This is a genomic window from Citrobacter sp. MGH104 (assembly GCF_001034485.1).
Classification (GTDB): Bacteria; Pseudomonadota; Gammaproteobacteria; order Enterobacterales; family Enterobacteriaceae; genus Citrobacter; species Citrobacter freundii.
In genome coordinates, this window is record NZ_KQ089819.1 from 383,357 (window position 1) to 406,764 (window position 23,408).

Genomic DNA, 23,408 nt, shown 5'->3' on the forward strand with positions numbered 1-23,408 from the left:
GCAGGATCATTTATAGGTCAGCGTGAAGGTCGCCGTGGCGTTAGCCATCCCCGCCGTTATCGCTGCTGTGGTCTGGTAGTACCTCGCTTTAAGCTGCACCGTCTCGGAGCCGCCATTCGGCGAGGTGTAGTAATACCGGCTCTGGCCGAACTGCACGGCGCTGTCATCCGGCGCAAAGTACAGTTGCACGCCCACCCCGGTGGCGGTCATATCGCCTGGCGCGCTGTCCAGCTTCATCACGCCTGCGACAGTAGACGGATCCTGTGCGGCATCTATCTGGACGTTTATGCGGGCACTTTTGTCGCAGTCCAGGCCGATATTGAACGCCTTCCATCCGGTGGACGAACCCGGTCCAGAGAACTCAGATTTTTTATGCTGGCCCAGCGATACCTCAATCACGTCCGGTGATGTGACCGAGCAGGCGATCGTGGTGATTTGTCCCCCGGAAAAGGTGATGGGAAGTTCATTTGACCACTGTGCGTTCTCCCGGGTACCGGCAATAAAACGTCCGGGTGAGCCACTCAGCGCACCGGGAGTAATATCACCGGTTTTGATCAGGCGGATCCGCGCCTGGTCATTAATCGAGGGATGGTAACCAGCGCTGTGGCTAATCTGGAGGGTGAACACCTGTGACTGCCCGCTGGCAATGCCGGTCCAGTTTTCCGGTAACGGGTTACTGTCCACAGAGGTCCGGCCTTCAAACACATACCCCACACCTGGTACATTGGTTTTGAACACTGCCTCCCCGTTCCAGGTGATACTGGCCTTCGCGCCCGTATTTTTGATACCCGCATTAATGGCGTACTGTGGGGTGCTGTCAAAATTACAGTCCTGATAGGCCACGCCCTGGTTTGACATCAGCCAGTCGCTGATGGGCTGCCCCACCACCGCGTCCCGCTGGACCACGACCGTGCCGGGGCTTATTGAGAAGCTCCCCGTTATTGAGCACAGCGCCCAGGAAGCCTGACTGAAGGCCAGACTCACCAGCAGGATCATTCCGCGCCATAACGTCATTTCGCGGCCTCCTGGCAATCCTGTGCCACCGTGATGACCGGTGGCAGGTTTTGCTGTTCCGGCAACCGGTAATGCACCACGCACTGCTGCGCCCCGTTCCAGTTCACCGTGATATCCCCTTCCTCCGGCACCCCCGTCAGGTACACCTGGCCGTCATCGCCGACAATCCCACTGCCGCCGTCTTTCAGCTTCGCCTGTGCGCCAAACGGCACCGGCAGTCCGCGATACAGCAACGTCATCAGCACGCGCCGCCCGACGTGGGTGTTGAAGTCCGCCATCACCACCGCGCCCTGCGTTGGCGTCACCGTCTGCACGGCGGTGTCGATATCCACCTCGTCGCCGAGCGTACTGGTGTCAAGCGCGATACGGTTTTTCTTGTACGGGTTGACGTACGGCACCACCGCGTAGCCGCGCCAGTCGGTATAGACCCCGGTGTTGTTCTGCACCTTCGCATCCTCCGCGCCGGGCGCGTTGACAATCGCCAGCGACTGGCCGAGCGGCTGGGACAGCGTGATGCCGTGCGGATGCACGACGATGCCGCCCTTCAGGCCGTAGTTGACCTGCTGCGTGTCGTCGTCATAGTTGTAGCCGCCGGTGATCTCCCCCTGCCCGCCTTTGTAGTCAGCGCTGATATTGCCGGAGCCGCCTTCACCGTGGTTGGTGTAGCTCTGCTGGAGGCTGTAGCTGAGGTTGTTGTCAGCCAGCGCCGTGCCATTCAGCCCCACCTGCTGGCGGGTGTCGCCGTGTTTCGCGGTGTTGACGCTGTAGCTCGCCCAGGCATTCGGCATAAAGCGGCTGAGCGGCACCTGGATATTGAACGCCAGCTGCTGGTCAGCAGGCTGCGTGCTGTCCGGGTAGTCGCTGTAGCTGTACGTCACGCTGTAGCTGATACCGTCGATGTTGCCATTCCAGCCTGTGCTTAATGTGCGTTCATAGCCGTCTTCCTGCCAGTAATCCTGCTGGTAGCCGGAGACAAAGAACGAGCCGTAGCTGCCGATGCTCTGGCTGAGGTCCAACTGAAGGCGCTGGCGTTTGTTGTACGTCATCCGCCAGCTGTCATCGCTGTCCACACGCAGGTCGTTCGCTTCCTGGAAGGTGTAAAACCCGGCGGTGGAGTAGCGGTACGCCGCCAGCGTGAAGCTGGTGTCGGTGGCCTGAAAATCCTTCGAATATTGCACCCTATATGACTGCCCGTTGTGGCTGTCGTCGTTATTGAGCGTGGTGTGGGCAGCGGTGATATCGGCAGAAAGCGATCCGAACTCCCCGAGGCCAAAACCGAGCCCCGCCGCGCCGGACTGGTAATCCTCAGAATAGAGCGTACCGCCGTAGACGGTAATGGCATGTGGCAGGCCGTAAATCGCCGTGACCTGACCGAACTCCGGTTCGTCGCTGTCCTCGTTGCCGCTGCGGTATTTCCCGGCGGTGAGGGCGTATTTGAGTCGGCCTTCGCGCTGCATGATCGGTACCGCCGAGAACGGCTGGACGAAGGTGCGCTCGCTGCCGTCGGCCTCTTTGATGGTCACTTCCAGGTCGCCGCTGCCCGAAGTCGGATAGAGGTCGCTGATGGTGAACGCGCCCGGCGCAACATAGCTCTGGTAGATGATGTAGCCGTTCTGTTTGATGGTCACCTGGGCGTTGGACTGGGCGATGCCACGGATGACCGGGGCGAACCCACGCAGGCTGTCCGGCAGCATGTTGTCGTCAGAAGCGAGTTGCGCGCCGCGAAACTGCACGCTGTCGAAGATATCCGACGGCGTATAGCTGTCGCCGAGCGTCAGTTGTCCCTTCAGGCGCTGGATATCCCGCTGAAGGTAGGTGTTCACCGAATCCCAGTGGCTGCCGTTGTCCCCGTCATAGTTCCAGGTCGAGTAGTTACGCAGCCGCCACGCCCCCAGGTTCAGCCCGCTTTGCAGGTTGGCGTAGTAGTTATCGTCCGAACCGTTTTCCCCGTCGCGCCAGGTATTGCTGCCGCTGAGGTTGTAGTTGACCAGCGCGGCTGGCACGCCTTCGTCCCACTCGGACGGGTCCACCCAGCCGCGGGCGCTGGCATTCATCGCTGCCTGCGGAATGCTGACGTTAAGCTGGAGTTTACTGAAGCGCAGATCGGTAGCGGCCATCGGAATGTAGCGGCCAATGTCGCCCAGCGGCTTATCCGGCGGCAGTGCCGCCAACGCCGGGAAGACGTCGGTTTTCACGCCCCAGGCTTTCAGCATCGCGGGCGTTAGCTGCGCGGTGAGCTTTTTATCAGGCCCGGCGACAAAGGCGATGTCCTGCGCTTCGCCCTGCTTTTCACCGTTCACATAGACCGCCACCCGGTAGGTGCCGGGAAGCTGGCCGTCGGACTCGGCAAAGGCCGACAAATCCGCCACCGGCTGGCCAGGGTTATCGATTTCCAGCGCGTGGGAGTTAAACACCTCGCGGGCCCCGGCATTACGTAAATAGCCGGACAGAAGCAGCGTCAGCAGGAATATCATCAGACGTGGCATCGGGTTCTTCATCACGTCCTCCTTCACAGCTTACGGCTTTCGGTCTGGCTAACGCCGCCGTAATCACTGATAGCCTGCCAGGTCACGCTGGATGCGCCCGCCGACGGCAGCGTGAAGCTGGCACTGCCTTTCGGCGGCACCATGTCTGCCTCTTTGATCTCCTGCCCGTCGACCTTCAGGGTGAACAGCGTGACGTAATACGGTGTGGGGTTGCTGACGGTAAGATGGTTGCCGCTTCGCGCGACGCTCAGTTGGTGATAAGCGGTCTCGGGCAGCCCTTCCAGCCCTACCGGGCGGTAAAAGAGTTTCAGGCGCGACTTGACCACCACCTGCAATACGTTGGTGCGCGGCTTGCTGTCGTCGGTGGCGGGGATCGATTTCACGTTCAGCCAGAACACCGACTCCCGGTCCTGCGGCAGATTGCTTCCGGTGCGCACAATGCGCAGCATGTTCTCTTCGCCGGGGTTGATGCGAAACAGCGGCGGTGTGACGATAAACGGCGTTTTGCCGCCCTGCTCGCCGCTGTCCACCCAGCTTTGCACCAGATACACGCCGGATTTCTCCGGATTGCGCACCGAGGCAGAGGTCTCTTTTTTATCCCCGTCATAAATCACGCGCGTACCGCCAATCACAATCCCGGCCTGAGCCTGCACACTCAGGAAAGCCAGCACCAGCGCCAGCATCACGTCTGCATACCTGTTCATTTTCTTATTCTCCGCACGAAAAATACGCATCCCTGCGAAACGCTCCCTGTTATGCGGCGGTACACCCGGTCGGGTAGGATGGGAGGTGAGGTGCACCCCGCGACGGCACAGCGTTATTTGTAGTTAATGGTGAACTGCGAGGTCCCGTTGGCTGTACCCGTGCCCACAGCGGTGCCGGTGGAGACATAACGGGCAACAAAGTCCAGCGTATTGCTGCCTTCTGCGAGGTCGTAATTGGTCGAGGCCGTATGCAGGGGGATGGGAGTACCATTTTTATCGGCGATTTCAATACCGACGCCGGTCGCAATACCGGTACCGCTGTCCAGCGCCAGCAGGCTCTGGTTTACACCATCGGACGTCCCGTCAAATTTCACGTTCGCCCCGGTGACGGTGTCCGGACAGTCGGTCAGGGTGAGGGTAAAGCGCGTCGGAGAGGCTTTCATCCCCGATGCGCCGTCGAGGGCGGTTTGCGCCACCGTACCCAGATCGACATTCAGGTTCTGTGAGCCACTGTCCACGGTGCAGGTCTGGTCGGTGATGCTGCCAGTGAAGTGGATGGTGCCGTCGGCGGCGATTGCGCTCCCGGCTACCAGTAAAAAACACGCGCTTAGCATCGTTTTTTTCATGTATTTCTCCTTGATGAAAGATCGTTCGGGACTCAGCCCCGCATCACTCTGGCGGTGAAAAAGTCCGCGTTAGACTTTCCCGTTAGTGCCAGAGTGGTGAGTTCAGGAGAAAATGCGGTGGACGAAGAGAGTGAAAAATAAAATGTCAGCGGAGGCGAAGCATGGCGTTCGAAATGGCATAAAACAGTAATGCGATGAGCAAATGAAAACTGGCAACGTGAACCTCTTAAGCACGTTGCCAGCCTGGACCAGAGGGAAACCACATATTAGTTACATTTAATATCAATTTAAAAACAAAAAGATAGTCCGTTATCAAAAGGGGTCTCAGAAAAATTTTGACACTTTGCTAAATTTTTCTGATACTACTTTACATTCTGGCACTAATTGTGTGGTTTTCTCTCACATTCCCCCAGACATTCATAAACCTCTGCGTATTTGTCGCCGTATAAATCACCGTATGCCGGATGTTCCGGTGCCCCAGATAATCCTGTATCAGACGGGTATCCCGCCCTAAATCCGCCAGCGCGTAACCGCAACCGTGTCTCAGCATATGCGGATAGGCGGCAATGCTGACGCCCGCCAGTTCTCCGTAACGTTTGAGTAACAACCTGACCTGATGCCGCGACAGCGCACCGCCCTTCTGCGACAGAAACAGCCAGTCACTGTCTGCATCCCGCCAGCGGTTGCGGACCTGTAGCCAGCGCATCAGCGCGGGCAGTTCGGTATCGAACAGCGGATGCTGGGTGGAGAGGCTGTTTTTCAGTCGCCGGACATAGACCGAGCCGCCAACCAGGTCGATATCCGACAGGCGCATCCCGCACAATTCACTGACCCGCAGGCCGTGTAAAAAACACATCTGAATGAGGCAATAATCGCGCTCAAAATGGATCCCTCTGTCCGCTGCAAGCAGTATCTGTCCCACTTCATGACGCGTGAGATGCTTTCTTTTTTCAGGCATCAGCCTTTGCTCCTTATGAAAATAAAAAATGAAAAAAACAGGCCGGAACTGCCTTCGCAGTTCTGGCCCGAGCCAGAGAATACCATCAGAAGCCGCACAGAATGATGATGCAGAACTCAACAATTTTTACGGGCAGCCTTTAGTTTTATGCAGTGAAAGCAGCGCCAGTGCGCTACACCCGGCAGAAGAAATCTCTGTTGCCGGAGGCGCGATGCGAGCCCAATACACTCTTTTTCTGCTGTGCGCGGCCTTACCTCTCAGGGCCATTAACACACCGGAGATTGCCGCTTCCGCGCTGACGCCAGAGTGCGTGCAATACCGGGTGGTCGGCCTGTGCTACTGGCTGTACTGCTCGCCGTTTGGCTGCACGGTGCGCACCTCGGTGAAGGTCAGCCATTTCCGCCCGGATCTGGTGGTGTCGGCTTACAGCTTCGCCGGGCAATACCCGTGGACGGAGATGTCGCTTCTCAGCCCGCCGTTGTCCGGCATTGCCGAAGGCGGCGGCGACACTAATCCGCGTTCAGCGAGCCAGCACAGCAAAATCCGCTTTAAAAACGCCGACGCCATCGGCTTCCCGGCTGGCGATGAGCTGGCAAAATTCTTCACTGAGTTTGGCTATGTCTGCTCCCCCTCCTCCCAACCTTTTCAACCGTACTTTCTGAGCCAGGTGGATACGCTGGCGTGGCGCAGCGGGGTGCCGGAGATGACATACCCGGAGGCGCTGACACCGGGCCTGCGGGAAGTTGGTAAGAGCGGCGATATGTGGGGCAATATCTACCCACGCACCGGAGCCATCAGCCAGACGCACGATTATAAAGCTGCCGCCGTTATCGCCCAGCGAGTGGCCGATCTGGTGACCCGTACCGGGCAACCGCATATCTATACGCCGCTGACCGCCTCATCCCGCGCCGGGTACTGGCCGCCGCCACCGGTTATCGAAGGCGACGGCAGTAACCACCAGTGGCAGATGCTGACGCCCAAAAAATCCGCCGCCTGTTCGGTGTTCCCGGACAGGGGCGTTACCGATACTTACGCCGACAAGCTGGCGGAGAACGGCGCTTACGCCTGGACGCTCTGGCGGCCTTATAAGTGTTGTCCACGCCGTGGGCAGACTTTTCTCGGCAGCACGGGTTAACGGAGGCGGTGATGAGAGTCCTTTGCCTGACCTTACTGCTTTTCTCATGGGTTTGCGCGGCCGCAGACGACTACAGCTTCCGCACGCGAGGCGCGGTTGACGACCTGCTTTACTACCAGATTGGCGGCGGTGAAGCGGTGATGCCACCTTCCGTACGCCGTAGCCCTTCGCCGCTCAGTGTCGGCATTGGCTGGAACAGCGATATGATGTGCGGGAATTTCGATATCGACACCACGGTACGCAACCAGCTAAACGGCATCACCGACGGCTTCCAGCAACTGATGGGCAACGTCATCCAGAGCGCCACCGGGGCGGTCGCCAGCCTGCCTGCGATGGTTATCCAGCGCGCCAACCCGCAGCTTTATGATTTACTGACCAACGGCGTATTACAGGGGCGGCTGGATTTCGATAAATCGCTGCTGAACTGCCAGAAGATGGCGGAGAAGATGACCGATTTGGCGGCCGATTCCGCCTGGTTTTCCGGAGCCAAAGCGGAGAACTACCAGTCCCTTGCCGCCAGCGACAACGATGCCATCCGCACCGACCAGAAAGCGGCAAAAGAGGCCGCCGAAAAAGGTAAACGCTGGGTGGGTGGCGAAAAGCGCGGCGGTAAAGGCCAGCCGCCGATTAAGATAGTCCATGACGCCACCGCCGCAGGCTGGAATATTCTCAACCAGCAGCCCGCCACCAGCACCACGTCAATCACCACCTCTGAATGCGACGGAGAAATTTGCACTACCTGGAAATCTCCAGAAGAGGCTGCCGGATGGATGACCCGCGTGGTGGGCGAGCAGACCATCAGCGTGGCGCAGGCCACCGACGATCCGGATGCGCGTTCCGGCGCACAGGCGGGGATCGGCCTGCATCCGCTGATCGACGAAGAAAAAGCGAAGATCCTGCCCCTGCTGGCAGATCTGGTTAACGGCAGCCAGAAAGCCGGTTTCGACAATCTGGCAAAAGCCTCCGGCGGATCCATGCAACTGACCCGTGGTGTGGTCGAGGCGCTGCATGACGATCCGGACGCCGCCGTCCTCACCGAACGGCTGGCGGGAGAGCTGGCGCTGGCACGCGTCACCGAGCAGGCATTACTCGCCCGGCGCACGCTGCTCGCGGGCATGCGCGAGCCGAATATCGCCAACGTCAAAGAGGCACAGGAGAGCTTAGGCAAAACCACCGCCCAACTGGATGAGGAGCTGAACCAGCTTAAGCTGGAACTTGATTTTCGCCAGGCGCTGACGCGCAATACCGCAAGCCAGATCCTGCAACGCAAGCAGCAGCGAGACCAGCTTCAGGGACAGGCGGTGGAAGTACCGGACGACAGCGATCGCCGAATGCATAAGCTGAATAACCCGCAGCCGGACAGCCCGCGATGACCGCCAACAGCTATTTTGAGTACGTGCTCACCCTGCTCGGCTGGCTGGTGAACAACGGCGTGTGGCAGACACTGACCGCCACCGGGCTGTTCGCCCTGCCCCTGCTGGCAAAACTGATTGCCCTGTGGCTGAAGGCGCGCGGCCAGGGGGCGGATGAAGGCAATGTCGCCCGCCTGCTGGTCGTCTGGGTGGAGCACTCGCTCTACAGCGCCCTGCTGGTGAACCTCTTTGCGGGCGTGCCGTTTCTCAATGTCGATATCAATACCCTCACCTACGACAGCCAGCGCACAAAACAGTGCGGCTGGTCGGTGGTACAGCCCGGCGATTCCGGCTATGCACCTTTGATTAATGAACTCAGCGGCCAGAGCGCTTCCGTTCCGGTGTGGTGGTACTTCACGCATGCACTGGGCAAAGGCATCACCAGCGCCGCCGTCGCGGTGCTGCCCTGCAAGCCGGACCTGCGCCAGCTGCGCTTTGAAGTGCAGCACACCCGGATCGCCGATCCGGCGATGGCGCAGGAGTTGCAGGATTTCGTGAACGACTGCTATGGGCCATCGCGCACACGCCTCAAGCGGCTGGGCAGTGATATCAGCGAGGAACAGAGCCGGGAAGTGGACTGGGTGGGATCGGCTTTTTATCTCGCCACGCCAGGCTATTACGACCACGATCATTCCCGTTCGCCCCGCGCCGCATGGCCCTATGATGCCAGCCGCGATGATGGCCTGAGCAATATAGGTAGCGGAGGCTATCCCGCGTGTAAAGAGTGGTGGTCCGATGGTGATTCGGGGCTGAAAAATCGGCTACTGAAGCAAGTCGATACCACGCTCTGGCAGCAACTGCAAAAACTGGGGCAGTCTAAAGAGGAGTATGAGGAAGCGGTGCTGCGCTCGCTGGTGAGCCCGCGCAATATGCAGGTATCGCAGGGCGGACTGGTGTACAACGGATTTGGTGGGAGTGCGGGAGATAACTTGAATGCATCGCAAGCGCTAAGTCGGTTGGGGAGTATCGCCGGAATGTCGATTTCCAGCCTCGCTTTGTTCCCTGCTTTCGACAGCGTGCGCCAGGCATTGCCGATGGTGCAGGCATTCCTTGGAATGGCCCTTGTGATTTGTATTCCTGTGATCCTGCTGTTCTCGGCATGGGATCTAAAAACGGTTATCACGCTGAGCTTTGTGCAGTTCGCCCTGTTCTTTCTCACCTTCTGGTGGGAGCTGGCCCGTTGGCTGGATAGCTGGCTGATGCAGATGATGTACGACAGCGACACCCACTCGTACTTCAACCTCTGGGGCCTGCAAAATACCTCCGACGATCTGATTGTGAATATCATTATGGGCGTGATGTTCCTGGTGCTACCGGCATTCTGGTTGGGTGCGCTGACATGGGCGGGCATCAGGATCGGCGCAGCCATCGCCGGAGTGATGGGCAGCGCGGTCGGCGATATCCGCAGCGCTGGCGAACAGGTCGGGAAGATGATCGTCAGTAAAACGCGGATCCCCTGAAGCGCTCATCCAGATGTTGTGATGAACTGGTCTTGAGTCAGACGCGTTTTGCGAGCATGATCGCAATAACATCAGCCTGTTACCCGGTTCATTCCTATGATCTCACCTGAAATGCTGCAATCTGCCATCTCCAACGTCTCTGTCTGGCGTCAGGGTGACGTATGCGCGCCGCATAAACCGCTGCTGTTGTTGTACGTGCTGTCGCAGTACAAAGCAGGCCATCAGCGCCTGTTTAACTACGGCGAAGAGATCAACGAACCGCTTACGCGCCTGCTGAAAGAGTTTGGCCCGAAACGGCGCACCGACTATCCCAATATGCCGTTCTGGCGGCTGCGAACAGACGGCTTCTGGGAGATTGCCCACGCAGAAAGTTGCAAACCGCGTAAGGGCAATACTCAGCCGACAAAGAAAGAACTGATTGATAACCAGGTGGCGGGCGGCTTCGATGAAGCGGCTTACCAGCAATTGCTGGCACATCCAGAGATGATCGACCAACTGGCTCAGAAGATCCTTACCGATCGCTTCCCGGAAAGTATTCAGCGGATCCTGGCCAACCAACTGGGATTCGATTTTATCGATCGCTCCAGGAACCGCGATCCGCGCTTCAGGGATATAGTTCTTCGCGCTTACCACTCACGGTGCGCGTTCTGTGGTTACGATCTCAGACTCGATGGCGCGCTGGTTGGTATTGAAGCGGCGCATATTCACTGGAAAGCGTACGGTGGTCCGTGCGTGGTAAACAATGGCCTGGCGCTCTGTACATTACACCATGACGCGTTTGATATGGGGGCATTCGGGCTGGATGAGAGTATGACCATCCGCATCTCCGGCGGCGTCAGTCGTAGTCCGGTAGTTGACCATCTGTTCTGGCAACGGAACGGCCAGCAGTTATTCCTCCCTTATGACAAAACGCAGTGGCCTGCTGAACAGTATGTCGGCTGGCACCGAAAACAGATTTTCAAAGCCTGAAAAAACGCAACGGGCCGTTAAGCCCGTTGTTCGTTACATCACCGCAGCTCTATCACTCTCGCGCGCTCAGCCTGCTTTCGGTAGTGTTCGTATCGCTCCCGGAACCATGCTTGTTGTTCATCACTCATATTGCCGGTTACGGCAGCAACATCTATCGGCTGACCCAGGGCGTGCATACGGGCAAAACTGCGCGCCAGAAAATCAAAGTTCTTTAGTGCGTGTAATTCTTGTCGGTTCATCGCATATCCCTCCAGTCATGGTGTTTGCTGTTCAAGGTCATATGCTTTTCTGATTTCAGTATCTTCCTGAAAAAGATCGTTTTTTGAGCGATGCGTGCGCAATGGCCTGCCTGCGCTCACATTTCTGGAATGCGAAAACTCTCAGCTCTCCGTAAAGATTTTCCCCTCTCTTTTATTGCGGCTTAAGCAAACACTACCGTCACACACGCAGTAAGTTCGCCATGTATCCGGAAGGCGCGAACGGCGCAGATGCGCAGGATACCCGTACCATCCCATCCCGCAGGGAAACGCCCTGCGAAGGGTGTTCCCTGCTCATTTACAGGAGAAACACCATGTCGCTTTTCGATAAAAAACCGTCGTTAATGCCGGTGGTTATCGCCCCTGATGTCTGGCAATCCGCTGTGGAATTTCCCGCCGACCCGCAGCAGGTGGAAGAACGGCTGGGCAATCTGTTGCTCGCCGTGCTGCTGACCCTGCGCACCGCTGGGATATCCCGCAAGAAAGTCACCTTTACGCTCTACTGCCAGCCGCCACAGGGCGATATGAAAGTCCCTGTCACCTTACCGCTGTCGCTCAACTATCACGGCCACTATGTACAGGTCTCGATGGCTGAACAGGCATAACCTCTCCCCGCCGGAGTCGCTTCCGGATGGAGGTGGTTCCGGCTTCTTCCATGAGGATCGCACGATGGACAGAAGCAACGATATCTACCAGAAAGTCACCGACCAGATTATTGCTGAGCTGGAAAACGGTAATGTGCCGTGGATCCGCCCGTGGCGCGACGGCGAGCCGCCGTTCCCGATCAATGCGTTATCCGGTCGTCCGTATCACGGCATCAACGTGCCGCTGCTGTGGAACAGCGCGGATAAGCAGAGTTTCTCCAGCGACCGCTGGCTGACGTTCCATCAGGTCAGCGCGCTCGGCGGGCAAGTGCGCCGTGGGGAGAAATCCTCTCTGGCGGTGCTGTATCTGCCGCGCACGCAGGAAGAGACCGACGCACTCGGTCAGCCGTTGCTGGATAAAGACGGCGAGCCGAAGGTACGGCATTTCGGGATCATTCGTGAATTTCGGCTGTTTAATCTGTCGCAGTGCGATGGCCTGCCGCAGACGCTGTCCGAGCCGTTAACCCGGCCTGCAACGCCTGTGGAGATGGCTGAAGCCATCGCAATGAATAGCGGCGTGACGCTGCGCCATCGCCGCCAGTCGAAAGCGTATTACAAACCCGCGACCGACCTGGTGATGATGCCGCACCCGCAACAGTTTGAAAGCAGCGAGGCGTACTACGCCACGCTGTTGCACGAACTGACGCACGCCACCGGACACGCTTCACGCCTGAACCGCCCCGGTATTGCCGGAGCGGAACGCACCGAAGCACTCTACGCCGCTGAAGAGTTAGTGGCGGAGATGGGGAGCGCCTTCCTGTGCGCCCATTGCGGCATTCAGGGCAGGCTCCAGCACGCCAGCTATATCGGCTACTGGCTGGATATCCTGCGCCAGGACAAGCGGGCAGTGATCCGCGCCAGCGGTATGGCGCGCCACGCCAGTGAATGGCTGCTCAACACTGTACCACAACCCTGTCAGCTTAGCGCCTGACAGCCCACCCGCACGGGGAGCCTTCCTCGTCGGGGAGTTGCTCCCCTCGAATATTTCCCAAAATCATTCGGGTTGCAGGAAGGCGGCGACGCAGCGAATCCCCGGGAGCGTAGACAAACTACGTGACCGGGGTGAGCGAGGAAAGCCAACGCACCTGCGGCCTGAAGGATGAAGGGGAATGAGGAACAATGTATGGGACTCGATATCTTCTTTTTCGAACGGGCAAAAAACGCGCCCGATGAAAGCCAGTACGACAGAGTGGGTTATTTCCGCAAGGTGAACCCGTTACTCAAATGGGTGGATAAACACGTTGGACTGGTGCGCAACCAGGTGCTGTTAGAAGTCACAAAAGCACATTTGCAGGCGCTTCTGAGCGACCTGCAGAGCCTGACGCCGGATAACTGCGGTGCGGTTTATCCCACAATTGATGGCTTTTTCTATGGTTATACCGATTATGGAGAACACTACTGGAAGGATGTCCGCGCCGTCACTCTCTGGGTGAAAGAGACGCTGGAGACGTTTGATTTTGAGCGAGACAGGCTGATGTTTTATGCCTGGTGGTAGTTTTAAAGTGGCCGACAAAACGTCGGTCACTTTTTTCATACTCGGTCGGAGAAAAAAGAATATGCCCTGACTGCATCTATTCTGCACCATTGATGAGTTGCCACGCTTCGGCTTCCGCCGCCTGAATTACATTGGCCGGATAGCGCGATAGCATCTCCTGCGGCATCTTGCCTGCCAATAAATCATTTGAAGTAGCAAACCACTCGGCTATGCCCCATGGCGTTTTCACCTTTGTCAGAATATCCAGAATCGATTTCATCACCGGTAATGGCCGCAGGTTTTCATCTAATGCATAACCAGGAAATACCTCCCCTACACCATTTTTATGTACCGAGAAAATACAGTGCTCGCATTTCCAATTAGCAAACTGTTCAGGAGTGAAATCCGTCAACAGGGATATTTCATCTGCTGTCAGCCAGCCCTGTGCAACCAATTGCCCTCTGGCCTGCGCCAGTGCTTCCTCATCAATCAAAGTGCACAAATTACCTGCTATTTTTCCATCCAACGCTGTGTGGTTCACTCGCACCATAACATTGGCCTCACCGATCGCATTATTTCAGCCACCAGTACCATATTGAACAAAATTTGTCCGTTGAGATAAGCACAACATTTAACTATTCCTGGCTGACAAAAAAACCTGCTGCATGCAAAAGGCCCAAAGGGAGAAACTGCAAAGGAAGGGCGGCAAGGGCAAAGGGGCCTGCCCGGAAAGGGGAAATATGCTGAAGTGGCTACAAAGACCATCCCAGAGTCAGCTACCTGCGCCGGACGCTACGCTGCCGGAGGGTTGGTTTGCGCCACAATCCGCAGAGCGATTGTTGGCGACACCGTTACGCCAGTCCTGTTTGCACCAGTTACGACAACTGACCCCACTGCCGGATACCCTGTTTGATAGCTGGATCCTCACGGCGATTCATCGCTTCGCCGCACTGGTACAGCTGCTACCCGCCTCACAAAGTCATCACCATTCCACTCCCGGCGGGTTGCTGGATCATTCGCTGGAAGTTGCCTGCAACGCCATCCGGCTGCGCCAGGGTTATCTGCTGCCACCGGAAGCGGGTGCGGAAGAACAGGCCCGGCAGGCCAGCGCATGGACGGTCGCGGTAGTCTGCGCGGCATTACTGCACGATACGGGAAAAATCGCCGTGGATATGGAGATTCATCAACGTGATGGCACCCGCTGGCATCCGTGGCAGGGTAATCTGGCGCAGCCTTATCGCTGGCAGTACCAGAGCAATGGTCGCGACTATCATCTGCATCCTGCTGCCGCCGCAATGCTGATTAATCAGTTGATACCCGCGCTATTACTGGACTGGCTGGCCGGATACCCCACGACTTTTGTGTCCCTGATTTATCAGCTTACCGGACACTACGAACGGGCTGGCGCACTGGCGGAACTGGTGCAACAGGCCGATAAAGCTTCTGTCGCCCGATACCTCGGTGGCGATATCAAAACCGCGCTGGCACAAAAGCCCTCGTCCTTCCCCCAGCAGCTTCTTTCCGCCTTGCGGTCGCTGGTACAGAACGAGTACCGACTCAATAATCCCGAATGCGGATCTGATGGCTGGCTGACGGAGGATGCGCTGTGGCTGATCAGCAAAACCACCGCCGACCGGGTACGCGCCTGGCTGCTCCAGCATGGCGTATCTAGCGTACCGGAAAACAATAACCGCCTGTTTGACGAACTGCTGACGCATCAGCTTATCGTTGCCAATGAGGATAAAGCGATCTGGCGCTGCATTATCCGATCGGATAAGGGCTGGTCGCCCGTTGAACCGCTGACGCTGCTGCGCCTGACACCGTCTGCAATATGGGAGCCAGGCGAACAACGTCCCGCCTGTTTTGTCGGTGATGTGACGCCGGTAAGCGAAGCTGAACCCGTCCCTGAACTTAGCGCCCCCACTCAACCGCTACCGGAGATAGCAGACGACCCAAGACTTGGTGACAATAATAATTTCCTGCAGTGGCTGAAGAACCACACCAGCCCTTCAGCCACGGTGAATACCCGGAACGGCAAGGTACATGTGGTGGAAAACCATCTTTTCTTGATTTCACCGGGGATCTTTAAGATATACGCATCAGAAACCACTGGAGACACCGGCGACGGCTGGAAGCTGGCACAGCGAATGTTTCAGGAGTCAGGGCTGGCCCTGCGCTGTAATGATGACAGTTTTATCTGGACCTGCGAGGTTCGGGTTCCACAAAAGAAAAGTATTCAGTTGAAAGGTTTTCTGATGGAAGATCCGAAGCAGGTGTTAGGGGAGAAAGTGCCGGTGAATAATCCGTGGCTGAAGTTGCTGCGCGAATAGCAATTTATATCAAAATACTCTCTTCCACCGAGCTACAGCGAATGGGCTTTAATACCTAAAGAGCCGCATGATATTCAATAATTGATTTCAATTCTTCAGGCGAAAAAGGCGGATTACGCCGATGCAACATGGCGTGGCAATTAGGGCAGACGGGAATAAGATCTTTTTTGGGATCCAGAGAGTAATTCTCTTTGATGTCTGATAGCGGAATCAGGTGATGTATATGGATAAAACCTTTTGCTATCTCACCATACACCTTCATCATATCAATACCACATACTCTGCACAGACAACCATGCCAGGCTAATGCGGCCTGTCGGGCCTTACGGTCGCGTTCATAGCGGTTAACCGTTACCTGCGTAGCTGCACCTTCATTAAATACGCTCTGCGGCGGCAGTTCATCAGGAAAAATACTGATGGCAGGCTGCTCGTTACCTAAATTTTTCTCAACGATCTGAAACCCTTGATCGGTAAGCAACTTGACGCATTTCGACTTGATACCACCACTAAAATCTTCAGGGGAAAACTCAACGCCTGTCATATTTGAAGCAGCAATACCGACTATAGCTTTAGGTGGATAACTGCGCCCTTCAAAGACCACATCATACAGCCGGGACTCGCTGAACTGGTGGCGTACACCTTCATCATAGGCGCGCATAGCCGCAATAATGCATTCCCTGGAAAGCTGGTCTGGCAGTTTATTCTTCATTTACAACTCATCATCCCTGAAACGACATTTGCTAACTCTTTATTTTATAGCATATTAATTTATCCGGTGATAAACAGCACTCTTCAATTTCGCATTACCGGGATACGGGCATCAGTGCAGCGGCAGAGTAACGTAGCGGCAGAGAAACCGCGCCTCATGCTGATTGTCCAGCCGTACCTGAAAGATATCGTGTGTATTCTGCACGGATGCATCCTCACGCCATGCCAGCAGGCCCTGTTGGTTCATGCGGGTAATAATCTGATCGGGCGTTTCGCCCTGATTCAATGCTTCGACTACCTGTTGCAGGGGAAGCGGTAGCGTCTGAGCAGGCCACATCACTTCAACGCTTACGAGCTGGCGGTGTGTCCGGGATGACATCGGTAGTATCCTCCATGGCTAGAATTTCGCGGTTAATTAGCCATGAAATAGGGGCATTTTTTACAGTTGCAAGGTTGCCGAGAGACCTCATTTAAAGGTCGATACATCTCAGGTAGTGAAGTCTCTTCCCAGGCAAATCCAGATAGTCTGCGCCAAGCGTCTGAGGATATGTCGATAAAAAGCATTTTTTTAAACATATAGCCAAAACATGTTTATGCCATCGACACGTTGCGGCGATATGTCGATAAAACACGATTTTTTAAACATGATGCCGTGACATGCTTATAGCATCGACATATGATGTCTATATGTCGATAAAATCGGTTTTTATAAACATATGAACTGGAATCCCGAAGCCCCTTACAATGATCTGCCAAAACTGCCGCCTGATCTGCAGCAGATAGAAACACGTAATGTACTAAAAGCGTGTATAAATGCGCGCGCGGCAATTGCAGAGCTGAAAACGGCGGGTGAGTTGATCCCCGATCAGGGATTGTTGATTAACATTCTCCCAATGCTGGAAGCGAAAGATTCCTCACGCATTGAGAACATCGTAACGACCAGCGATCAGCTCTTTCAGTATGCTGATCGTGCAGACGGAGCAGATCCAGCAACCAAAGAAGCATTGCGCTATCGTACGGCGCTTTATGATGGTTATACCCATCTTGAGGTCTATCCACTTTGCACAAACACCGCAATCGCTATCTGTACCAAATTACGCGCAGTTCAGACCGATATAAGAAAAACACCGGGCACGGTACTGCGCGATCAGAATAACAGCGTGGTGTATACGCCCCCGGTGGGTGAAGATACTATCCGTAACTTATTGGCGAACTGGGAGCAGTTCATACATGGCGATGATGATTTAGATCCATTGGTGAAAATGGCTATTGCACACTATCAGTTTGAGTGCATCCACCCTTTTCCGGACGGGAATGGGCGAACAGGTCGTATCCTGAATATTCTTTACTTGATTCAAAATGAATTACTTTCACTGCCTATCCTGTACCTGTCCCGCTTTATTCTGGAGAGACGTGGTGATTACTACACGCTCTTGCGTAGGGTAACAGAGGAAGGAGACTGGGAATCGTGGATATTATTTATGCTGGAGGCCGTAGAAAACACGTCCCGATGGACGACTGACAAGATTGCGGTTGTTCGGGCATTGATGGCAGAAACGACCGAGTATGTACGTGAGAAACTACCAAAAATTTATACCTATGAACTCATCCAGGTGCTCTATGCGCAACCGTATTGCCGGATCGATAACCTTGTTGAACGAGGTATCGCTAAACGACAGACGGCATCAGCGTATCTCAAACAGTTGGTAGATATAGGCGTGCTGGAAGAAATGAGCGTTGGTCGCGAAAAGCTGTATATCAATACCAGGTTGGTGCAGGAATTGAATCAGTAAAGCTTATTGGTTCCACAGTTCACCACTCCTGGTCCCAGCTATCAGACGATTTATGTTTGCCCCTACGGCTTACGGCCTGAAGCTTAAGGTCCAGAGCGACAAGCAACTTAAAGAGCGTACCTATGCGGGTCCCCTCAGGATGATTCTCAAACTCTGAAACCGTTGATTGTTTCATGCCTATACTTTCTGCAGTTTCGCGTTGAGTCAGCTTACGTTGCTTGCGAGCATTCCTCACTGTCTGAGCCAGCATTTTGGGTGAAGTAACGTTCATTTTATCCCCCATGACAGATATTTTAAGTATATACGCTTTAGGGGATAACTATATGTTCTTAAAAGGGGATATAATTTGAAGTCTTATGAAACTCTATTTTCGTATCCATATACTTATATATACACGCAAAAGACATTGTTAAAGGCATTGTATAAAATCATGATCGACCACAAAAATCGTAGTTAGTGATAAATCAACCATATTTTTATCATTAAAATTCAAGTAATTACAAATAAAATCATTAAAGAAATCTTATCAATCTTCCGTTTTTAGACTTTGTTTAACTACTAAAATCATGCAACTTATCACTTCAACAATGAGATTGAGAGACAGCACTACGGCAAACAGCTCTGCCGCAGTAAATAACTTATCCTTAGAAGGAATCAACTCATGCTTGGGATAATTTATTAGAGGTAAGTCATAATTTCGAAGGTACGGCAAAAAAATTGTTGCGCCTAAACAGATCACAAGTAATTTCAGATCAGCTTCTAAACTTCCCAAGTAACTTGTAAAACTTGAGCGTTTTTGCCCCTTATTGACGACCGCCAGAATGCCAAAAATTACAGAGATCCCTGCAGTAATCCCTCCAAGAATTGAGCCGATCACCCCCGCCGATGCCTGCTCAAGCAGGGTATAAACCTGTTTATCGGTTGACGATAACGCTAAGCATAATATGAATAGCGCTATAGCTTTAATCCAGACGCCTAGATTCTTCATTTTTGTATGTGTACCTGTTTTGATGTAATGCTATGATTTCTTTGATATCACTCGGTGAGTAACCATCTAACTGAATTTCTGAAATCTCACCTTCGATAAGGACTATCTTGGCCGTTTGATTACTGGATACAGTTGTAGGTTTTGATTTGAGTGTTTTTCGACCTTTAATTAACCAAGAACCACCACCATCTTTTACCCAATCAACAAAAACAGATGCCCAATGAGAACCTTTAAGCTTTAAATTACCATCTGTGTTTTCAAATGTTGTGGTTACAGCGTTTGCATTAGTATCTGCCTCAAGCTTTCGCAAATCGTCAGTTAAGGCCTGCTTGCTACTTCCGAAAATATTCGGAGTAATCAACGTAAAACTAACTTTATCAATAAACTGAAGTCTATGATATTCAGACCAAAAATCTTCCATTTCAAGGCAAGCTTCGATAAATACTCTTAGTCCCAATTGAGCCAAATAGTCGTTGTTGGCAAGATCTTCAAATGCCTTAGCAACTTGATGCGCATCCTTAAATACCGCTGTTTTCTTCTCAACCAATAACACTTGCTCTTCTCTATCCCAGATCCATACGATAGGTGGATAATTGTCTACATCGAACTCGCGAAAATCCTTATCATGTCCTTTAATTTTTTGCTGTTTTGATATGACCCCTGCCATGACGCCTTCAGTGGGTTTTATACTCAGCTTCAGGGTGTAGCTGGTTTTCTTATGAACGGATGGTGTTGATGATGTCAGATGTAACTTTTGCGCGCTGAATACTATGGCATTTTCAAAATGCTCAATGTCTTTTTGAACAGATCCCTTTGAAAAAAGATCAGGGTCGCGTGGTCTCATTAACACACGTAAGGCGAACAATTGCATAAGAAAACTCCTGTAAATTAATTGATTTTATTATTCCATAAAACCAAGGACCTACAAGAGATTAAATTTTTTCATTACTGTATAAATACACAGTATCACTGGATGAGATAAAATTCAAACTTTGATTTTCACTCAGTTTTTAGCATTGCCATCACAGTGCAGAGCTGTCTAACTAGGCGATTAATGCCCTAAAAGTATATGGACATCAATACCTTTTGCTTCGTAAATGCTGCTAAAGAACCTTGTTCGTAATGCCACTGGAGCATCATCCCCCAACTTAATCTCTACCTTATCCCGTAACCTACTCCTCCGACGCCACCTCATCCTGCGCCGCCAGCAGTACCAACTCTGACTTTGATACCAGCAAATCTTTCGGCTTCCCACCTCTCAACCTGCGATTAGTCGAACCAAACCATATAGCCAGTCCCCAGGGCGTTTTGCGCTCCTTGAACAGTGAGAGAATCAAACGGACAACCTTGAGAGGCCGCGCTTTCTCATCCAGAACATAATCCGGGTACAAATCCTCACCATCGACCTTCAGCGAGAATATCTTCCCCGCGGCTTTCCAGCCTTTCGGGCCTGCCTCAGGATCGGCAGAACGGAAACCCGCTTTTGCGGATAATTCAGACGCCGTCAGCCAATCCGAGTCAGCGAGTATTCTGGCTTTCAGCTCCTCCAGTTGGCGGTCATTGCGCTCCTGAAAGCTCATATGGTCGAGTGCGCCTCCCGGCTGCTTTTTGAAGCCATACGGCACCACATGCCTGAACCGGTTTGCATCCAGATAATCGGCCCACCACTGCATCATCTCCCGACGTTCTTCGAGATGCTGCGCCTTGTGGATATACGCCGCCCGCACGCGCTTGCGCTCCTGATGGCTCATCTGGCGCTCTACCGCGTCGCTTGACCACAGGCCCGACTCCACCAACGCGCTGCAGGCCATAGTGCGAAAACCGTGGCCGCAGACATCTTTCTGAGTGTCGTAGCCCATCACCCGCAGCGCTTTGTTGATGGTGTTTTCACTCATCGGTTTGCGGTAGTTATGATCGCCGGGGAACACCAATTCAGTTCCCGGTCGGCAGTGCTGCCGCACCTCGTGCAGCAGTTCGATGGCCTGATGTGATAGAGGGACCAGGTGAGGAGAACGCATCTTCGCACCGCGCGCAGAGTACTTAACGCCGGGGATCGCTTCTCGCTCGGCGGGAATGGTCCACATGGCGTTATGCAGGTCAATTTCATCCCAGCGGGCAAAGCGCAGTTCGCTGGAGCGGATAAACAGCAACAGCGCCAGCTTTACCGCCAGTTGAGTCAGTTGACGGCCTTTGAAATCGTCGACTCTTTCCAGGAAATCAGGGATAAGATTCAAATCCAGCGCAGGGTGGTGGCGTACTTTGGCCGTTGAAACCGCTCCGGTTAAATCTGATGCAGGGTTATGATCGATAATGCCGTTCTGGACAGCATAGCGCATCACGCAAGCGGTACGTTGCTGAAGCCGGGAAGCAACGTCCAGTTTGCCCGCTTTCTCCACCTCTTTGATGGGCACCAGCAGATCTTTGACCTTCATTTTGGTAATGTCACAGCTACCATTCGTAGGAAAGACGTAAAGCTCGAAATAACGCAGCACCCGCTTCTTATGTTCCGCCGACCAGTTCACGTTGCTGGAGACCCATTCGCGCGCCACGGACTCGAACGTATAAAGAGGCTCTCCACCCCGTTTTTCTTCTCTGCGTTTTTCCGCCGGATTAATGCCTTCTAAAATAAGCCTTCTGATATCCGCTTGCTTCTCCCTTGCCAGTGCGAGAGAAATGAGCGGATAAGGGCCTAATGCCATACGGTTCTCTTTGTTTCCAAAGCGAAATTTCAGATACCACAACTTAGATCCGCTGGGGTTCACCTGAATGTAAAGACCGTGACAGTCAGAGAGCCTGTATGCCTTGCCAAGCGGCCTGGCATGCCGGATTGCGAGATCTGTAAGCGCCATTTGGGGGTCACTCCTCTATCGAACCGGGTTTGCCCCCTTTTTTGCCCCCAAATCGCGTGGATGTCAATGGATGAAAAATGACCAACACGGAAAGACCACAAAATAAAAATGGTTATTACTGAAAAATAAATTATCTTTGAATTACAGACGGATATGGACGAATTTGGACGAAAATGGACACAAAAAAAGCCACCCTTAGGTAGCTAATTATTGCATCACTTGGTGCCGAAGGCCGGACTCGAACCGGCACGTATTTCTACGGTTGATTTTGAATCAACTGCGTCTACCGATTTCGCCACTCCGGCACGGAAGGGATGCGGAAAACGTTGTGGATTATACCTGTCGTGCGCCACCATGCAAGCGCCAGCGTGTGTCTGGCTCGCTAAGTGTTGAAAATTTCAGCATTACCTTTCTTACCTGTAGCCATCATCACAGTTTACCCGCTTCTTAATCCCCCCTTCTGCGAAGCGACCCGTTTCCCCATGCTCTACACTTCCAGTTCAACACCACACTGAGGGAAACACGATGTCGATGATAAAAAGCTACGCCGCAAAAGCGGCGGGCAGCGAACTCGAACTCTATGAATATGATGCAGGCGAGCTCAAGCCGGAAGATGTCGAAGTCCAGGTCGATTACTGCGGTATCTGCCATTCCGATTTGTCGATGATCGACAACGAATGGGGGTTCTCTCAGTATCCGCTGGTTGCCGGGCATGAGGTGATTGGTCGCGTGGCGGCGCTCGGCAGCGCGGCGCAGGATAAAGGTCTGAAGGTTGGTCAGCGCGTCGGTATTGGCTGGACGGCACGCAGCTGCGGGCACTGCGACGCCTGTATCAGCGGTAATCAGATTAACTGCCTGGAAGGCTCCGTTCCCACTATTCTTAATCGCGGCGGCTTTGCCGAGAAGCTACGAGCCGACTGGCAGTGGGTGATCCCGCTGCCGGAGAGTATCGATCTGGCGGCCGCTGGCCCATTATTGTGCGGCGGCATCACGGTGTTCAAACCGCTGCTGATGCACCATATCACCGCCACCAGCCGCGTCGGGGTGATCGGCATCGGCGGCCTGGGGCATATCGCCATTAAGCTGTTACACGCGATGGGTTGCGAAGTCACCGCGTTCAGCTCCAATCCGGCGAAAGAGCAGGAAGTGCTGGCGATGGGGGCGGATAAAGTGGTCAACAGCCGCGATCCAGATGCGCTAAAAGCACTGGCGGGCCAGTTCGATCTCATCATTAACACGGTTAACGTCGATCTCGACTGGCAGCCCTATTTTGAAGCGCTGGCCTACGGCGGTAACTTCCATACCGTCGGTGCAGTGCTGAAGCCGCTGCCAGTACCGGCGTTTACCTTAATTGCCGGGGATCGCAGCATCTCCGGTTCGGCGACCGGGACGCCATTCGAGCTGCGCAAGCTGATGAAGTTTGCCGGGCGCAGCAAGGTGTCGCCTACCACCGAGCTGTACCCGATGTCGCAAATTAACGAAGCAATCCAGCATGTGCGTGACGGCAAAGCCCGCTACCGCGTGGTGCTGAAAGCCGACTTCTGATCGTCTTTGTCGGGAGGCGTAAGCTTCCCGGCTATTCTCCCCGCTATTCCAGGCAG

General features: G+C 54.1%; 23 protein-coding genes and 1 tRNA gene. 10 read left to right on the forward strand and 14 right to left on the reverse strand.

Going from position 1 to position 23,408, the window contains the following annotated elements; genetic code table 11:
- Positions 1–6: 6 nt before the first annotated feature.
- The 5 genes from SK34_RS20155 to SK34_RS20175 form a co-directional block, all read right to left on the reverse strand.
- Positions 7–1,014: a fimbrial protein gene (locus SK34_RS20155; RefSeq protein WP_053064290.1), complete on the reverse strand. Its 1,008-nt coding sequence runs from the start codon at positions 1,012–1,014 to the stop codon at positions 7–9.
- The gene (locus SK34_RS20160; RefSeq protein WP_048234044.1) at positions 1,011–3,512 is read right to left on the reverse strand and encodes a fimbria/pilus outer membrane usher protein; all 2,502 of its coding nucleotides are present in this window, start codon (positions 3,510–3,512) and stop codon (positions 1,011–1,013) included. The genes SK34_RS20155 and SK34_RS20160 overlap by 4 nt, the downstream gene beginning before the upstream one ends.
- A gap of 11 nt (positions 3,513–3,523) precedes the next feature.
- Entirely contained in the window at positions 3,524–4,204 is a 681-nt protein-coding gene (locus SK34_RS20165) for a fimbrial biogenesis chaperone (protein ID WP_048234279.1), read from the reverse strand.
- A gap of 113 nt (positions 4,205–4,317) precedes the next feature.
- A complete protein-coding gene (locus SK34_RS20170; protein ID WP_048234045.1) occupies positions 4,318–4,830 on the reverse strand; it encodes a fimbrial protein in 513 nt (170 codons plus the stop codon).
- A 367-nt stretch (positions 4,831–5,197) separates the two neighbouring features.
- Positions 5,198–5,788, reverse strand: coding sequence for a tyrosine-type DNA invertase (locus SK34_RS20175; RefSeq protein WP_032942221.1), 591 nt, complete (start codon positions 5,786–5,788; stop codon positions 5,198–5,200).
- 211 nt (positions 5,789–5,999) lie between these two features.
- Between SK34_RS20175 and SK34_RS20180 the strand changes: the two genes are divergently transcribed.
- The 4 genes from SK34_RS20180 to SK34_RS20195 all read left to right on the forward strand — a co-directional run bounded on the left by SK34_RS20180 (position 6,000) and on the right by SK34_RS20195 (position 10,764).
- A complete protein-coding gene (locus tag SK34_RS20180; protein ID WP_075262658.1) occupies positions 6,000–6,923 on the forward strand; it encodes a TIGR03756 family integrating conjugative element protein in 924 nt (307 codons plus the stop codon).
- Between the two features lie 11 nt (positions 6,924–6,934).
- Entirely contained in the window at positions 6,935–8,296 is a 1,362-nt protein-coding gene (locus SK34_RS20185; protein WP_048234047.1) for an integrating conjugative element protein, read from the forward strand.
- Positions 8,293–9,795, forward strand: coding sequence for a conjugal transfer protein TraG N-terminal domain-containing protein (locus SK34_RS20190; protein ID WP_048234048.1), 1,503 nt, complete (start codon positions 8,293–8,295; stop codon positions 9,793–9,795). Before SK34_RS20185 ends, SK34_RS20190 begins: the two co-directional genes overlap by 4 nt.
- A gap of 96 nt (positions 9,796–9,891) precedes the next feature.
- Positions 9,892–10,764, forward strand: coding sequence for a phosphorothioated DNA-binding restriction endonuclease (locus SK34_RS20195; RefSeq protein WP_048234050.1), 873 nt, complete (start codon positions 9,892–9,894; stop codon positions 10,762–10,764).
- Positions 10,765–10,802: 38 nt separating this feature from the next.
- On the opposite strand, the gene glgS is transcribed toward SK34_RS20195, so the two are convergent.
- Positions 10,803–11,003: a cell surface composition regulator GlgS gene (gene glgS, locus SK34_RS20200; RefSeq protein ID WP_048234052.1), complete on the reverse strand. Its 201-nt coding sequence runs from the start codon at positions 11,001–11,003 to the stop codon at positions 10,803–10,805.
- Positions 11,004–11,335: 332 nt separating this feature from the next.
- Between glgS and SK34_RS20205 the strand changes: the two genes are divergently transcribed.
- The 3 genes from SK34_RS20205 to SK34_RS20215 all read left to right on the forward strand — a co-directional run bounded on the left by SK34_RS20205 (position 11,336) and on the right by SK34_RS20215 (position 13,160).
- Positions 11,336–11,626, forward strand: coding sequence for a hypothetical protein (locus SK34_RS20205; protein WP_048234055.1), 291 nt, complete (start codon positions 11,336–11,338; stop codon positions 11,624–11,626).
- A 64-nt stretch (positions 11,627–11,690) separates the two neighbouring features.
- Positions 11,691–12,596 carry an ArdC family protein gene (locus SK34_RS20210; RefSeq protein ID WP_048234057.1) on the forward strand — a complete coding sequence of 302 codons (906 nt, stop codon included), beginning with the start codon at positions 11,691–11,693 and terminating at the stop codon, positions 12,594–12,596.
- 192 nt (positions 12,597–12,788) lie between these two features.
- Positions 12,789–13,160 (forward strand): hypothetical protein, encoded by a 372-nt coding sequence (locus SK34_RS20215; RefSeq protein WP_048234059.1) that lies wholly within the window; start codon positions 12,789–12,791, stop codon positions 13,158–13,160.
- Between the two features lie 76 nt (positions 13,161–13,236).
- Here SK34_RS20215 and SK34_RS20220 read toward each other — a convergent pair whose 3' ends face one another.
- Entirely contained in the window at positions 13,237–13,689 is a 453-nt protein-coding gene (locus SK34_RS20220; protein ID WP_231588761.1) for a patatin-like phospholipase domain-containing protein, read from the reverse strand.
- A 190-nt stretch (positions 13,690–13,879) separates the two neighbouring features.
- Here SK34_RS20220 and mobH point away from each other — a divergent pair, with 190 nt between their 5' ends.
- Complete coding sequence (gene mobH / locus SK34_RS20225) at positions 13,880–15,469, forward strand: MobH family relaxase (RefSeq protein ID WP_048234061.1); 1,590 nt, start codon at positions 13,880–13,882, stop codon at positions 15,467–15,469.
- 55 nt (positions 15,470–15,524) lie between these two features.
- On the opposite strand, the gene SK34_RS20230 is transcribed toward mobH, so the two are convergent.
- A complete protein-coding gene (locus SK34_RS20230; RefSeq protein WP_048234063.1) occupies positions 15,525–16,178 on the reverse strand; it encodes an HNH endonuclease in 654 nt (217 codons plus the stop codon).
- A gap of 111 nt (positions 16,179–16,289) precedes the next feature.
- Positions 16,290–16,556 carry a hypothetical protein gene (locus SK34_RS20235; protein ID WP_048234064.1) on the reverse strand — a complete coding sequence of 89 codons (267 nt, stop codon included), beginning with the start codon at positions 16,554–16,556 and terminating at the stop codon, positions 16,290–16,292.
- 337 nt (positions 16,557–16,893) lie between these two features.
- Here SK34_RS20235 and fic point away from each other — a divergent pair, with 337 nt between their 5' ends.
- Positions 16,894–17,970 (forward strand): protein adenylyltransferase Fic, encoded by a 1,077-nt coding sequence (gene fic / locus SK34_RS20240; RefSeq protein ID WP_047459331.1) that lies wholly within the window; start codon positions 16,894–16,896, stop codon positions 17,968–17,970.
- A gap of 19 nt (positions 17,971–17,989) precedes the next feature.
- On the opposite strand, the gene SK34_RS20245 is transcribed toward fic, so the two are convergent.
- The 5 genes from SK34_RS20245 to SK34_RS20265 all read right to left on the reverse strand — a co-directional run bounded on the left by SK34_RS20245 (position 17,990) and on the right by SK34_RS20265 (position 22,112).
- Complete coding sequence (locus tag SK34_RS20245) at positions 17,990–18,253, reverse strand: helix-turn-helix domain-containing protein (protein WP_308385121.1); 264 nt, start codon at positions 18,251–18,253, stop codon at positions 17,990–17,992.
- Between the two features lie 243 nt (positions 18,254–18,496).
- Complete coding sequence (locus tag SK34_RS20250; protein WP_048234065.1) at positions 18,497–18,958, reverse strand: hypothetical protein; 462 nt, start codon at positions 18,956–18,958, stop codon at positions 18,497–18,499.
- A complete protein-coding gene (locus SK34_RS20255) occupies positions 18,933–19,829 on the reverse strand; it encodes a hypothetical protein (RefSeq protein ID WP_047459334.1) in 897 nt (298 codons plus the stop codon). Before SK34_RS20255 ends, SK34_RS20250 begins: the two co-directional genes overlap by 26 nt.
- 301 nt (positions 19,830–20,130) lie before the next feature.
- Complete coding sequence (locus SK34_RS20260) at positions 20,131–21,807, reverse strand: tyrosine-type recombinase/integrase (RefSeq protein ID WP_075262651.1); 1,677 nt, start codon at positions 21,805–21,807, stop codon at positions 20,131–20,133.
- Positions 21,808–22,027: 220 nt separating this feature from the next.
- A tRNA-Leu gene (locus tag SK34_RS20265) sits at positions 22,028–22,112 on the reverse strand.
- Between the two features lie 220 nt (positions 22,113–22,332).
- Between SK34_RS20265 and ahr the strand changes: the two genes are divergently transcribed.
- The gene (gene ahr, locus SK34_RS20270; RefSeq protein WP_003839634.1) at positions 22,333–23,352 is read left to right on the forward strand and encodes an NADPH-dependent aldehyde reductase Ahr; all 1,020 of its coding nucleotides are present in this window, start codon (positions 22,333–22,335) and stop codon (positions 23,350–23,352) included.
- Positions 23,353–23,408: the final 56 nt, after the last annotated feature.

Bases quoted from the DNA above. Each gene is read 5' to 3' on its own strand.
- ahr (WP_003839634.1), top strand. From the start codon at position 22,333: ATGTCGATGATAAAAAGCTACGCCGCAAAAGCGGCGGGCAGCGAACTC.
- mobH (WP_048234061.1), top strand. From the start codon at position 13,880: ATGCTGAAGTGGCTACAAAGACCATCCCAGAGTCAGCTACCTGCGCCG.
- fic (WP_047459331.1), top strand. From the start codon at position 16,894: ATGAACTGGAATCCCGAAGCCCCTTACAATGATCTGCCAAAACTGCCG.
- glgS (WP_048234052.1), bottom strand. From the start codon at position 11,003: ATGAACCGACAAGAATTACACGCACTAAAGAACTTTGATTTTCTGGCG.
- SK34_RS20245 (WP_308385121.1), bottom strand. From the start codon at position 18,253: ATGGGGGATAAAATGAACGTTACTTCACCCAAAATGCTGGCTCAGACA.
- SK34_RS20195 (WP_048234050.1), top strand. From the start codon at position 9,892: ATGATCTCACCTGAAATGCTGCAATCTGCCATCTCCAACGTCTCTGTC.
- SK34_RS20215 (WP_048234059.1), top strand. From the start codon at position 12,789: ATGGGACTCGATATCTTCTTTTTCGAACGGGCAAAAAACGCGCCCGAT.
- SK34_RS20155 (WP_053064290.1), bottom strand. From the start codon at position 1,014: ATGACGTTATGGCGCGGAATGATCCTGCTGGTGAGTCTGGCCTTCAGT.
- SK34_RS20175 (WP_032942221.1), bottom strand. From the start codon at position 5,788: ATGCCTGAAAAAAGAAAGCATCTCACGCGTCATGAAGTGGGACAGATA.
- SK34_RS20230 (WP_048234063.1), bottom strand. From the start codon at position 16,178: ATGAAGAATAAACTGCCAGACCAGCTTTCCAGGGAATGCATTATTGCG.
- SK34_RS20185 (WP_048234047.1), top strand. From the start codon at position 6,935: ATGAGAGTCCTTTGCCTGACCTTACTGCTTTTCTCATGGGTTTGCGCG.
- SK34_RS20205 (WP_048234055.1), top strand. From the start codon at position 11,336: ATGTCGCTTTTCGATAAAAAACCGTCGTTAATGCCGGTGGTTATCGCC.
- SK34_RS20255 (WP_047459334.1), bottom strand. From the start codon at position 19,829: ATGCAATTGTTCGCCTTACGTGTGTTAATGAGACCACGCGACCCTGAT.
- SK34_RS20190 (WP_048234048.1), top strand. From the start codon at position 8,293: ATGACCGCCAACAGCTATTTTGAGTACGTGCTCACCCTGCTCGGCTGG.
- SK34_RS20220 (WP_231588761.1), bottom strand. From the start codon at position 13,689: ATGGTGCGAGTGAACCACACAGCGTTGGATGGAAAAATAGCAGGTAAT.
- SK34_RS20170 (WP_048234045.1), bottom strand. From the start codon at position 4,830: ATGAAAAAAACGATGCTAAGCGCGTGTTTTTTACTGGTAGCCGGGAGC.
- SK34_RS20260 (WP_075262651.1), bottom strand. From the start codon at position 21,807: ATGGCGCTTACAGATCTCGCAATCCGGCATGCCAGGCCGCTTGGCAAG.
- SK34_RS20235 (WP_048234064.1), bottom strand. From the start codon at position 16,556: ATGTCATCCCGGACACACCGCCAGCTCGTAAGCGTTGAAGTGATGTGG.
- SK34_RS20210 (WP_048234057.1), top strand. From the start codon at position 11,691: ATGGACAGAAGCAACGATATCTACCAGAAAGTCACCGACCAGATTATT.
- SK34_RS20180 (WP_075262658.1), top strand. From the start codon at position 6,000: ATGCGAGCCCAATACACTCTTTTTCTGCTGTGCGCGGCCTTACCTCTC.
- SK34_RS20160 (WP_048234044.1), bottom strand. From the start codon at position 3,512: ATGAAGAACCCGATGCCACGTCTGATGATATTCCTGCTGACGCTGCTT.
- SK34_RS20165 (WP_048234279.1), bottom strand. From the start codon at position 4,204: ATGAACAGGTATGCAGACGTGATGCTGGCGCTGGTGCTGGCTTTCCTG.
- SK34_RS20250 (WP_048234065.1), bottom strand. From the start codon at position 18,958: ATGAAGAATCTAGGCGTCTGGATTAAAGCTATAGCGCTATTCATATTA.